Annotated in this window: 9 protein-coding genes; 6 read left to right on the top strand and 3 right to left on the bottom strand. The window is 73.0% G+C overall.

The genetic code is table 11. The features are described 5' to 3' along the window. Positions 1-3 precede the first annotated feature (3 nt). Positions 4-597 carry a DUF6879 family protein gene (locus ACFVGO_RS28250; protein ID WP_380353035.1) on the bottom strand — a complete coding sequence of 198 codons (594 nt, stop codon included), beginning with the start codon at positions 595-597 and terminating at the stop codon, positions 4-6. Further along, positions 590-859, bottom strand: a complete 270-nt coding sequence (locus ACFVGO_RS28245) for a hypothetical protein (RefSeq protein WP_380353043.1) — start codon at positions 857-859, stop codon at positions 590-592. Before ACFVGO_RS28245 ends, ACFVGO_RS28250 begins: the two co-directional genes overlap by 8 nt. A 385-nt stretch (positions 860-1,244) precedes the next feature. On the opposite strand from ACFVGO_RS28245, the gene ACFVGO_RS28240 reads away from it, so the two are divergent. The 6 genes from ACFVGO_RS28240 to ACFVGO_RS28215 all read left to right on the top strand — a co-directional run bounded on the left by ACFVGO_RS28240 (position 1,245) and on the right by ACFVGO_RS28215 (position 9,958). Next, entirely contained in the window at positions 1,245-3,395 is a 2,151-nt protein-coding gene (locus ACFVGO_RS28240; RefSeq protein ID WP_380353033.1) for a UvrD-helicase domain-containing protein, read from the top strand. A 142-nt stretch (positions 3,396-3,537) separates the two neighbouring features. After that, the gene (locus ACFVGO_RS28235; RefSeq protein WP_359897621.1) at positions 3,538-4,005 is read left to right on the top strand and encodes a GreA/GreB family elongation factor; all 468 of its coding nucleotides are present in this window, start codon (positions 3,538-3,540) and stop codon (positions 4,003-4,005) included. 248 nt (positions 4,006-4,253) lie between these two features. After that, positions 4,254-5,564 (top strand): MFS transporter, encoded by a 1,311-nt coding sequence (locus ACFVGO_RS28230; protein ID WP_380634799.1) that lies wholly within the window; start codon positions 4,254-4,256, stop codon positions 5,562-5,564. Between the two features lie 26 nt (positions 5,565-5,590). Further along, positions 5,591-6,517, top strand: coding sequence for a formate dehydrogenase accessory sulfurtransferase FdhD (gene fdhD / locus ACFVGO_RS28225; RefSeq protein ID WP_380634797.1), 927 nt, complete (start codon positions 5,591-5,593; stop codon positions 6,515-6,517). A 3-nt stretch (positions 6,518-6,520) separates the two neighbouring features. Then, positions 6,521-7,438, top strand: a complete 918-nt coding sequence (locus tag ACFVGO_RS28220) for a LysR family transcriptional regulator (protein WP_380634795.1) — start codon at positions 6,521-6,523, stop codon at positions 7,436-7,438. A 189-nt stretch (positions 7,439-7,627) separates the two neighbouring features. Further along, the gene (locus ACFVGO_RS28215) at positions 7,628-9,958 is read left to right on the top strand and encodes an FdhF/YdeP family oxidoreductase (protein WP_380634793.1); all 2,331 of its coding nucleotides are present in this window, start codon (positions 7,628-7,630) and stop codon (positions 9,956-9,958) included. A 43-nt stretch (positions 9,959-10,001) separates the two neighbouring features. On the opposite strand, the gene ACFVGO_RS28210 is transcribed toward ACFVGO_RS28215, so the two are convergent. Next, positions 10,002-11,312 (bottom strand): YhgE/Pip domain-containing protein, encoded by a 1,311-nt coding sequence (locus ACFVGO_RS28210; protein ID WP_380634791.1) that lies wholly within the window; start codon positions 11,310-11,312, stop codon positions 10,002-10,004. Between the last annotated feature and the right edge of the window lie 386 nt (positions 11,313-11,698).

Here is an 11,698-nt window from a genome sequence, read left to right as displayed (position 1 = left end):
TCCTCAGCGCTCCGCCGGCATCCGCGCCATGAACGTCCCGATGTCCTCGCCCCGGTCGTACAGGCGGGCGACGAACTCCGCGACCCGTTCCCTGGCCGCGCGGTCCACGTAGCGGATCGCACCGGCCAGGGTGCCGGCCTCGTCGTACGAGATGTCGTAGACGGTGTCCGGCCCCAGTGTGACGAGTTCCGGGAACAGCGCGTCACGTTCGTACGGCGCGATCAGCTCGGGGCCGATCACGCGGATCAGTTCGCCGCACTCGGCCCGCACCCGCAACAGCCGCAGTTCCCATGCCAGATAGGGAGTGAGCGGGAACTCGACGACGCGAACGCGCAGCAGCCGGCAGGCGTGGTCGGCGGCCAGCCGGGAGAGCCGGAGGAGTTCGTCGCGCCTGGCCTCGATCAGCTCCAGGGCCTTCGGGCGGTCCCCCTCCAGATGGGCGCGCCAGCTGGCGTCCTCGGGCTCCTGGAAGTCCTGTCGCCGTTCCAGCTTCCACGAGTCGTAGCCGTCGACCGCGAAGTCCCGTTGGCGGAAGTCGGCCCGGTATTCGGCAAGGGGGAGCCGGTCACCCGGCACGCCACCGAGAAGGTCACGCATCGGGCAGATCCGCCTTCGCGGAGAGCAGCGTGATCCGGGGGATCACCACGAGCCGCTCGTGCTCGTTGATCACCGCACCCTCGGGGAGTCCGGTCCGGTAGGCCTCGGTGAGGTCCCGCCCGATGACGGCGATGTCGCCGTTGTCGAGCTCCCAGATGTCGGGGCAGCCGTCCCGGCCGCCCGTGGTGCCCAGTTCGGTCGGCGACTTGCCCAGGCGCCGGGTCAGCTCCGCGTCGGGATCGGCCTCCCAGGGCTGGCTCATCATGCCTCCACAGGGTCGCGTGAGCGCTCGGCTACACACCGTACAAATCCGCTCGGCTCCGCGTCAATGAATTACCCGCCGGAGCCGGCTGCCGCACCATGCCCGCACCCTGTCCGCCGGTGCCGGGCGCACCGCTCCGCGCGCGACCGGCAGGCCGGTGCACGCCGGTTCGGGTCGTTGTGGCGCGGCTCGGGTTCGGCGGGCACGCCCGGCCCGGCCATTCCGCTCGATATCCGCCGCGAAAGAGACCCGGCCCGAACGGCCGGGGTTCTTTCGCGTCCTCCCGAGGTTCCGCCCGCGGGCTCCGGAGCCCCCACTTCGAGTGATCGACAAGGCCAGTACAGTAAGCGCACCACCCGTCCGACCGAGGCGCAAGGGGGCCCGCGTGGCGACGCTGGGTATGCACCGGGACTTTCTGCTGGAGTTCGCGGCACTGGAGAAATCCGTGCAGCGCAGGGTCTTCGACGTGTTCGAGAAGTTCACCGGAGCGACGCACACCGGCGCGCATCTGGAGAAGCTCACCCACCAGCGGGACCCGCGGATCCGGACCATACGGATCACCGACTTCTGGCGCGGAGTGGTCCTCAAGGCCGACCGGGGCGACGGGTACATGCTGCTGAAGGTGCTCCCCCACGACAAGGCGAACGACTGGGCGTACAAGCACCGGGCCTCGGTGAACGCCGCCACCCAGGGCGTCGAGATCCGCAACGACGTCGCCCTGGAACGCGCCACCGAGTCGCTGCGGGCCCTGGCCCCCGACGAACCCCGGAGGCTCTTCGCCGACCGCTCCGACAAGGTCCTGCGCAGCCTGGGCATCGAGGAGGAGATCCTGCCGATCATCCGGCTGCTTCCGGACGAGGCCCATCTGGAGGCGCTCCACCGGGTCCTGCCGGAGCAGCAGTTCGACGTTCTGATCGGCCTCGCGAGCGGGATGGAACCGGCCGACATCGACCGTGAGATCGTCCAGGCGTACGCGCGGGCGGCGGCTCCGGTGAACGCCGCGCAGCCCGAGGACGGGCTGGTCTCGGCGATGGCCCACGCGCGCGGCCGGGTCGCCCTGGTGTCCGGCCCCGAGGAACTGCGGGAGATCCTGGAGCGCCCGTTCGACGTGTGGCGGATCTTCCTGCACCCGGCCCAGTACCGGATCGCCTACCGGGAGTCGTACAACGGGCCCGCCCGGGTGACCGGCGGCCCCGGGACCGGGAAGACGGTGGTGGCCCTGCACCGGGCCTACCACCTGGCGCGCCGGCTGCCGCCGGACGCACCTGACGGATCGATTCTGCTGACCACCTTCACCAAGGACCTCGCCGGCGAGCTCGAACGCTGCCTCACGCTGCTCATCACGGACGAGCGGATCAGGGCGAAGGTCCGGGTGGTCACCGTCGACGCGCTGGCGAACGAGGTGCTCCGCCGCTCGCGGGGCGGCGCCCCACTGAAGATCGTCTTCAACCAGCGCGCGGTCCTCGCCCGCTGGGGCCGGATCGTCCGCCGGCTCGGGATCGACCTCACCGACGTCTTCCTGGACCAGGAGTGGCGGCAGGTCGTCCTGGCCCAGGCGATCGAGAGCCCGGAGCAGTACCTGAAGGCACCCCGGTCCGGCCGCGGTACGGCCCTCGGTCCGCTGCAGAAGGCCCAAGTGTGGCGTGCGGTGGCCGCGTTCGAGGACGAGCTGCGACAGGCCGGGGAGTTGACGTTCCTGCAGGTCTGCGCGCAGGCCGCGCGGGCGCTCGACGAACAGGACGACCGCCCGTTCCGGCACGTGGTGATCGACGAGGCGCAGGACCTGCACCCCGCGCAGTGGAGGTTCCTCCGCGCGATCGTCGCGTCCGGACCGGACGACCTGTTCCTCGCCGGCGACCCGCACCAGCGGATCTACGGGAACAAGGTCTCGCTGCGCTCACTCGGAATCCAGGTCGTCGGACGGTCCTCCCGACTGCGGGTCAACTACCGGACCACGCACGAGATCATCAGCTGGTCCGCGTCCCTGCTCACCGGCGAGCGGCCCGACGACATGGACGGCGGCGAGGACTCCCTCGTCGGCTACCACTCGACCCTGCACGGCGCGCACCCCGAGGTGCACGGCCACGTCGACAAGGCCGACGAGATCCAGGACCTCGTCGCCCGGATCGCGGCGTGGACCGCGTCCGGCGTCGCCCCGGAGGACATCGGCGTCGCCGCCCGGACCGCCCAGCTCGGCCGCGAGATCGCCCAGGCCCTGGAGCAGGCCGGGACGCCCGCCTACGTGCTCGGCAACGCACCGTCCCCGGGCGTGCGGGTCGGGACCATGCACCGGATGAAGGGCCTGGAGTTCCGCTGCGTCGCCGTGGTGGGCGTGAGCGACGGCCTGGTGCCCATGCGCAGCGCGATCACCCCGGTGGACACCGACCCGCTGCAGCACCAGGAGGACCTCAGCGGCGAGTTGAGCCTGCTCTTCGTGGCGTGCACGCGCGCACGCGAGGCCCTCAGCGTGTCCTGGCACGGCACACCGAGCGTCTTCCTCGAACCGGTCGTCCCGGCGCAGCTGCTCGCACGGTGACCCGCGGCGCCCCGGGCGACGCCTCCTCGACGAATCGCTCCGGGTGGTCGATCGGCCCGGAAGTTGCCCGGGGCCCGGAGGGGTGGGGTAATGGGAGGCGGCCGGTGTTCGAGCGTGTGACGAGCAGCCCCGGGAGCGTGGGATGAGCGGTGGGCCGGAACCGATCAGTGCCGAGGGCCTGCGTGCGGTGCAGGAGGACCTGGCGCAGTTGCGGGAGGAGCGGGGGAAGGTGGCCGCGACGCTGCGCGGGCTGGAACCGGTGGGGGACCGGGCGGATGCGGCGGACGAGTTGCAGCGGGCGTCGGAGGTGACCCGGCTGGACCGGCGGATCGCCGAGCTGGAGGCGCGGCTGCGGGAGGCCGAGGTGGCCGGGGAGCCGTCCGCGCGGGTGGTGGGGGTGGGATCGACGGTCACCGTGCGGTTCGACGACGGCACGGAGGAGACGGTCGAGATCTCCGAGCTGGCGGAGGAGCGGGACCTCACCCTGGTGACCTTCGACAGTCCGCTCGGGAAGGCGCTGCTCGGGCGGCATGCCGGGGAGACGGTGAACTACGAGACGCCGGCCGGCGCGGCCAGCGCGGTGGTGCTGTCGGTGGGCGGCACGGAATAGCCGGCACGCGATAGCCGGGGCGGAACAGCCGGGGCGGAATAATCCGAACGGAATTCCCGGTCGCGCTTTCGGGATGTCCGGCAGGTTTTCCGGACACCCGGCAAAGTGGGATATCCGTCGAATCTCCGATAGGCGCCGCTTATCGGCTCACAGGATTCACTTCTTTGACGCCCCGCGGCGACGGACCGCACACTGGACTGCGGAAATCCAGGAATGGCCGGAAAGCCGGAAACGGGGCAGGACAGCGCATGGGCGGTACCGACGGAATGCCCGCGCCCCGCACCGCCCGCTGGCTCCCGGCGGCCGCCGCCGTCGCCGTCGCCGCCTGGGGCGCCAACCAGTTCACGGCGCTGGCCACCGTGTACCGGGCGCGCACCGACTGGTCGGCGCTCTCGCTGGCCGCGATGTTCTCGGTCTACCTGCTCGGCCTGCTGCCCGGTCTGCTGCTGGGCGGGCCCGCCGCGGACCGGTACGGCCGGCGGCGGACGGTGCGCGGCGCGCTGGGCCTGTCCGCCGCCGCCAGCGTGGTGCTGGCGCTGCCGGACGAGCCCTCGGTGTACGCCGCCCGGCTGGCCACCGGCTTCGCGGCCGGGCTGGTCTTCCTGGCCGGGACGGCCTGGCTGCGCGAGCTCTCCGGGCCCGCCGTCCCGCCCGAGCGGAGCGCCCGCCGGGCGATGTACGCCACCGGTACGGGCTTCGCGGCGGGCGCGCTGGCCTCCGGGGTGATCGCCGAGTGGCTGCCCGGCCCGACGGTGCTGCCCGCCCTCGCCCATGCGCTGGGCTGCCTGCTGGTGCTGCGGGCCACCCGCGGACTCCCGGAGACCGCCCGGAGCCACGGCAACGGCAGCAACGGCAGCGGTAACAGCAGCGGCAGCGGCAACGGCGGGAGCAACAACGGCAGCGGACCGGCGGCCGTCCACCACCCCCGGTTCCGCGCCGTCCGCCACCCCCGGTTCCGCTACGTGGTCCTGCCCGCCAGCCCGGCCGTGCTCGGCGCCGCCACGGTGGCGTACGTGGTGCTGCCGCCGCTGGTCGCCGACCGGGTGCCCGGCTACGCGCCGCTGTTCAGCGGCCTGGTCGCGGCGCTGACCCTGGCCACGGGCGTGGTCGCCCAGCCCTTCGCCGCCCGGCTGGACGACGCGGACAGCGCCCGGGCCACCCTCACCGCGATGGCCACGGTGATCGCCGGGCTGCTGCTCGGCGCCCTCGCCGCCGACCTCGACTCGGTGGGCCTGGTGGTGGCCGCCGCCCTCGTCCTCGGCACCGGGTACGGGCTGACGCTCGGCGCGGGGCTGCACGAGGTGGAGCGGCTGACCCCGCGCGCCTCCGGGCCGACCTCCGCCTCCCTCTACCAGAGCATCACCTCCAGCGGCTTCCTCACCCCGCTGCTGCTCGCCGGCACCGCCGGCCACGCCTCCTACCCGGCGCTGCTGGCGGGCATGGCGGCCGTCGGCCTGCTCTGTCTGGCGGTCACCGCCGCGCACAGCCGCCGCCACCTGCCCGACCCGCCGGACCCCTACGCCGCCGCCAGGAGGGAGGATTCATCCGTACAGACCTGACGGAGACCTTCGAGGAGCCGACGACCATGGGCCGAGTGACCGTCCCCCGCAGAGTGCTGCGCCTGCGCCAGGGCGCACCCTCGTACCGTCCCGACACCCTGGCCGCCGAGGAGCCGATGGAGATCCGGGTCGGCGGGCGCGCGCTGACGGTGACCATGCGCACCCCGGGCAGTGACTTCGACCTGGCGGCCGGGTTCCTGGTCAGCGAGGGCGTGGTGCACGCCGCCGAGCAGGTGGCGGGCATCCGCTACTGCGCCGGTGCCACCGCCGACGGGGGCAACACCTACAACGTGGTGGACGTCCTGCTCGCCCCCGGTGTGCCGGCGCCCGACGCCTCGCTGGAGCGCAACTTCTACACCACCTCCTCCTGCGGCCTGTGCGGCAAGGCCAGCCTGGACGCGGTGCGCACCACCGCGCCGTGGAGCGTCGCCGAGGACGGGCTGCGCGTGACCCCCGCGCTGCTCTCCGCGCTGCCCGACCGGCTGCGCGCCGCCCAGAAGGTCTTCGACAGCACCGGCGGCCTGCACGCGGCCGGACTGTTCGACGCCGACGGGCGGCTGCTCTGCCTGCGCGAGGACGTGGGCCGGCACAACGCGGTGGACAAGGTGGTCGGCCACGCGCTGCGCGAGGGCCTGCTGCCGGCCCGCGGCACGGTGCTGATGGTCAGCGGGCGGGCCTCCTTCGAGCTGGTGCAGAAAGCGGTGATGGCGGGCATCCCGGTGCTCGCGGCGGTCTCCGCGCCGTCCTCGCTGGCCGTGGACCTCGCGGAGGAGAGCGGGCTGACCCTGGTCGGCTTCCTGCGCGGCGACTCGATGAACGTCTACACCCGCACCGACCGCGTCGACACCTCCACGCCGGCCACCACCGCTCCGGCCACCACCACCGGCGCCACGGCCGCCAGCACCGCCCCCGCCACCGCCACCGCCACCGCCACCGCCACCGGAGTCGAGTAGGCGATGCTGTTCCGCCAGCTCGAGTACCTCGTCGCGCTCGCCCGGGAGCGCCACTTCGCCCGCGCCGCCCAGGCCTGCCACGTCTCCCAGCCCGCCCTCTCCGAGGCGCTGCGCAAGCTGGAGGACGAGCTGAAGGTGCTGCTGGTGCGGCGCGGCCGCGCCTACGAGGGCCTGACTCCCGAGGGCGAGCGGATCGTGCTGTGGGCGCAGCGCATCCTGGCCGACCGGGACGCCCTCCGGGACGAGGTGGACGCGCTGCGCACCGGCCTGAGCGGACGACTGCGGATCGGCTCGGTGCCGACCGCCTCGGGCGCCGTGTCGCTGCTCACCGGGCCGTTCTGCACCGCCCACCCGCTGGCCGCAGTGGAGCTGTCCACCGACCTTCGATCCGATGAACTCCTGCGCCAGGTACGGAACTTCGAGATCGACGCGGGCGTCACCTACCTGACCGGACCGGGCGAGGACGACCTGCGGGCACTCCCGCTGTACGAGGAGCGGTACGTCCTGCTGACCGGTCTGGCCGACGAGCCGGCCCAGCAGCCGCGGGCGACCTGGGAACAGGCCTCCCGGCTGCCGCTGTGCCTGCTGCACCCGGGCATGCAGGGCCGCCGGGTGCTGGACGAGGTGTTCGCGGGGCTCGGGCTGGCACCGACGCCCCGGGTCGAGACCGACTCGGTGGCCTCGCTCTTCGCCCACGTCCGCACCGGGCACTGGGCGAGCGTCGTGCCGTACGCGTGGCTGCACGTGTTCGGCGTGCCGCGCGGGATGCGGGCGGTCCCGCTGACGGAGCCGGCGCACAGCGCGCCGATCGGGCTGGTGATCGCCGCCCGGGAGCCCGGCTCGGTGATGGCCCGCGCCCTGCTGGAGGTCGCCCGGCGCACCGAGGTGGCCACCGTGCTCGGCAGCCTGCCGGCGGCGTGATCGCCCGGACCGGGGCCCGGGGACCGGGGCCCGAGACCGGGGACCGGGGCCTGACCGCCCGAGCCACGACCGCTCGACGCGCGAGGACCGTCCGGGCCACGACCGCTCGACGCGCGAGGTCCGGCCTCCGGACGTAGCGTCGACTGCAACGCCGGGTGTCCGACCCCCGTGCGACGGAAGGCGAGGCCCGTGACCACCTCCGACGACGCCGTCACCACTCCCCCGCAGGAGCCCCCGGGGCAGGAGGAGGTCGGCCCCTCCCCCGCCGGCCCGCCCCACGCCCAGCCGTACCACCACCCGGCCGCCGGCTGGGGCGCCGCCAAGAGCGTCACCCGCTTCCTGGTGCGCGAGGGCGCGTACCTGGACGGGCCGCGGGCGGTGATGCGGATGAACCACGAGAACAGCGGCTTCGACTGCCCCGGCTGCGCCTGGCCCGACGACACCAAGGGTCTGCACCTGGACATCTGCGAGAACGGCATCAAGCACGTCACCTGGGAGATGACCCGCAAGCGGGTCGGCCGGGAGTTCTTCGCCGCCCACACGGTGACCGAGCTGTCCGGGTGGAGCGATTTCGCACTGGAGGACCAGGGCCGGCTCACCGAGCCGATGGTCTACGACCCGGACACCGACCGCTATGTCCCGATCGGCTGGAAGGACGCGTTCGCCCTGGTCGGCCGCACCCTGCGCGGGCTGGACGACCCCAACCGGGCCGCCTTCTACACCTCCGGCCGGCTCGGCAACGAGGCGACCTTCCTCTACCAGCTGATGGCCCGCGAGCTGGGCACCAACAACCTGCCCGACTGCTCCAACATGTGCCACGAGGCCAGCGGCCGGGCCCTGCAGGCCTCGCTCGGCACCGGGAAGGGGACGGTCGACCTCAAGGACTGGGAGGTCACCGACGCCCTGTTCATCCTGGGCGTCAACGCGGCCTCCAACGCGCCCCGGATGCTCACCTCGCTGGCCGAGGCGTACAAGCGGGGCGCGCAGATCGTGCACGTCAATCCGCTGGTCGAGGCGGCGGCGACCCGGACGATCATCCCGCACGACTTCACCGACATGGCGCTGAACCGGGCCACCCGCACCAGCACCCTGAACCTCCAGCCGCGGATCGGCGGCGACATGGCGCTGCTGCGCGGCATGGCGAAGGCGATCCTGGAACAGTCCGCGGCCGACGACCGGGCGCTGGACCGGCTGTTCATCGACCGCCACACCAGCGGGTTCGAGGCGTACCGCGACGTCTGCCTGGCCACGCCCTGGGACGAGATCGAGCGGCAGAGCGGGCTGGACCGGGCCGAGATCCTCCAGGCGGCGCGGGTCTACCGGGAGGCCGACCGCTCGATCTTCAGCTGGTGCCTGGGCGTCACCCAGCACGAGCACGGGGTGGACACCGTCCGGGAGATCGTCAACCTCCTGCTGCTGCGCGGCAATCTGGGCCGGGAGGGGGCCGGCCCCTCCCCGGTGCGCGGGCACAGCAACGTCCAGGGCAACCGCACCTGCGGCATCGACCACCGGCCCGCCGGCGCGTTCCTGGACCGGCTCGCCGAGGTGTGCGGGATCGAGCCGCCGCGCGAGCACGGGCTGGACACCGTCGGCACGATCGAGGCGATGCGGCGCGGCGACATCACGGTGTTCGTCGGCATGGGCGGCAACTTCGCGCTCGCCGCCCCGGACACCCCGTACACCTACCAGGCCCTGGAGTCCTGCGAGTTGACCGTCCAGGTGAGCACCAAGCTGAACCGCAGCCACCTGGTGCACGGGCGGGCCGCGCTGATCCTGCCGTGCCTGGGCCGGACCGAGAAGGACCACCAGCGGGCCGGGGTGCAGTCCACCTCGGTCGAGGACTCGATGAGCATGGTGCACCTGTCGGTCGGCATGAAGCGCCCGGCCTCGCCGCACCTGCTCTCCGAGCCCGCGATCGTCGCCGGGATGGCCCGCGCGGCGCTGCCGGACAGTTCCACCCCCTGGGAGTGGTACATCGAGGACTACGACCGCATCCGCGACACCATGGCCCAGGTCCTCGACGGCTTCGAGGACTTCAACCGCCGGGTGCGGCTGCCGCTGGGCTTCCGGATCAAGCAGCCCGCCCGCGAGCTGGTCTTCGACACCCGCTCCGGCAAGGCGGAGTTCTCCGCCGCCCCGCTGCCCGACGTCGTCCCCGAGGTGGGCACCCTGGCGCTGGGCACGATGCGCTCGCACGACCAGTGGAACACCACCATCTACTCGGACAACGACCGCTACCGGGGCGTGCGGAACCTGCGCACGCTGGTGTTCATGAACCGGGACGACATGCGCGAGCGCGGCCTGGACGAGTTCGACCGGGTGGACGTCACCAGCACCGCCCGGGACGGGTCCACCCGCTCGGTGCACGGCTACCTGGCCGTCCCGTACGACATCCCGCGCGGCTGCGCGGCCGGGTACATGCCGGAGCTGAACGTGCTGTGCGCGATCGGCGACTACAGCACCCAGAGCGACCAGCCGATCATGAAGCACCTCAAGGTGACCGTCACCAAGTCGTCCTGACCTTCCAGGACGCCCGACCGCCCCGGCCGACCGGCCCCGGCGGTCAGGTGTCCTGGCCGGAGGGCTGGGGCGTCCAGCGGTGCAGGCCCTTGCGGTCGTAGTAGCGGGTCATCCCGAAGCCGAACAGCAGGGCCAGCGCCGCGCCGATTCCGATCATGACCCAGCCGCGGGTGAGCCCGGCGTCGGCCCTGGCGTCGAAGAAGAGGATCGCCCGGATGCCGTCGCTGAGCTGGCGCATCGGCTCGAAGAGGCTCAGGAAGCGGTAGAAGCCGGGGACCGCCTGGAGCGGGACGGTGGCGCCGGAGGAGGGCAGCGCCAGCGCGATGAAGACGAACATCGACACCAGCTGCCCGATCCCGCCGAACGCGGCGTTGATCGCCTGCACGCCGAGGCCCACGGCGAGGCTGGCGCAGTAGGCGAAGATCCACAGCTGTGCCAGGTGGGGGGCGTCCATGCCCAGGACGCCGACCGAGCAGAGCACCACGAGCGAGGTGGTGAGCAGCATGATCCCGGCCGTCATGACCATCTTGAGCAGCAGGGTCTGGGTGCGGTTGATCGGGACGGTCGGGCGGCGGGTGTGCCAGGGGCCGATCTCGCTGTCGCTGTAGCCGAGCGCGCCGTCGACGCCGTTGTGGACGATGTTGCCGCCGATGAAGCCGGTCAGCACGGCCAGCAGGGTGAAGTAGAAGGCGCTCAGGCCGAGCCCGCTGTGGCCGCCGATCGGGTGGCCGACCTGGGTGGTGACGGCGATCGGGTCGGCGAGCAGCAGCCGGGCGGTGGCTCCGGTGTCCGGGCCCGGGGCGCCGGAGGCCGGTACGGCGGCCAGCAGTTGCCCGCCGAGCGCCGACGAGGCCTGGTGGGCGGCGTTCTGGGAGATCTGCGCGGCGATCGAGGAGCCGAGGCTGCCCATGCCGGGGTTGGTCAGCACGGTGACGGTCGGCCGCTCGACGGCGCCGCCGGTGACCAGCGCGGTGACGGCGGCACTTAAGTCCTTCGGCACGACCAGCGCGCCGTAGACCTTGCCGGCGGCGAGCTGTTCGCTCAGTCCGGCCGCGTCCACCTGCCGCCACTGGACGGTGCTGTCGGGAGTGCCGGCCACCACGGCGGCGGCCAGCCGGGCGCCGAGGGGCTCCGCCTGCCCGGGCGGCGGCGGGCCCTGGTCCTCGTTCACCAGGGCGATCGGCAGCCGGTGCAGGTGCCCGCTCGGGTTGAGGATGCCCCCCATGTAGAGCAGGGAGAGGAGGACGGCCAGCAGGCAGCACAGGACGCCCGGGAAGAGCCACAGTTTCGGGTTCCGTGCGAGCGTCAGTGCCCGCGCCTGCCGGGGAGGCCCCTGGGAGTCTGCGGTCGCCATGCCACCCCTCGGGTTCGGGCACGACCTGGTGCCGGTGCCGGTACGGCGGGAAGTCGTTCCGTGGCGGCCCGGCGGCCAAACCCCCGTCACCCGGCCGGCCGCCGCCCGCCCCGGGGCGCGGACGGACAGCGGCGGGCGCGGACGGGAAGCAGCGGACAGCGGCGGGCAATGGCGGGCGCGGACGGGCGGCGGCGGCAGGCACCGGCGTACGCCGACAGAAAGGTAAAGGTTTTACCAAGTGCGCAAGTATCGCTCCCGGGCGGGACTAAGCTCTGACGAGTTGGGGTGAACCGGCGGTCGCGTCGCGCGGGCCGGTGAGCTCCTTGCCGCGTCGATGACACGCACCACGGGGTGCGCCGGCCGGGAGGAGGCGAGAGACATGGATT

Origin of the sequence: Kitasatospora sp. NPDC057738 (assembly GCF_042798815.1) — a bacterium.
Taxonomy (GTDB): Bacteria; Actinomycetota; Actinomycetes; order Streptomycetales; family Streptomycetaceae; genus Kitasatospora; species Kitasatospora lactacystinica.
The sequence above is the reverse complement of the archived record's forward strand: the minus strand, read 5'-3'. Positions and strand labels throughout refer to the sequence as shown.

What these genes read in the sequence shown, in the direction of transcription:
- ACFVGO_RS28250 (WP_380353035.1), bottom strand. Translation starts at nt 597, where the DNA reads ATGCGTGACCTTCTCGGTGGCGTGCCGGGTGACCGGCTCCCCCTTGCC.
- ACFVGO_RS28245 (WP_380353043.1), bottom strand. Translation starts at nt 859, where the DNA reads ATGAGCCAGCCCTGGGAGGCCGATCCCGACGCGGAGCTGACCCGGCGC.
- ACFVGO_RS28235 (WP_359897621.1), top strand. Translation starts at nt 3,538, where the DNA reads ATGAGCGGTGGGCCGGAACCGATCAGTGCCGAGGGCCTGCGTGCGGTG.
- ACFVGO_RS28230 (WP_380634799.1), top strand. Translation starts at nt 4,254, where the DNA reads ATGGGCGGTACCGACGGAATGCCCGCGCCCCGCACCGCCCGCTGGCTC.
- fdhD (WP_380634797.1), top strand. Translation starts at nt 5,591, where the DNA reads ATGGGCCGAGTGACCGTCCCCCGCAGAGTGCTGCGCCTGCGCCAGGGC.
- ACFVGO_RS28220 (WP_380634795.1), top strand. Translation starts at nt 6,521, where the DNA reads ATGCTGTTCCGCCAGCTCGAGTACCTCGTCGCGCTCGCCCGGGAGCGC.
- ACFVGO_RS28210 (WP_380634791.1), bottom strand. Translation starts at nt 11,312, where the DNA reads ATGGCGACCGCAGACTCCCAGGGGCCTCCCCGGCAGGCGCGGGCACTG.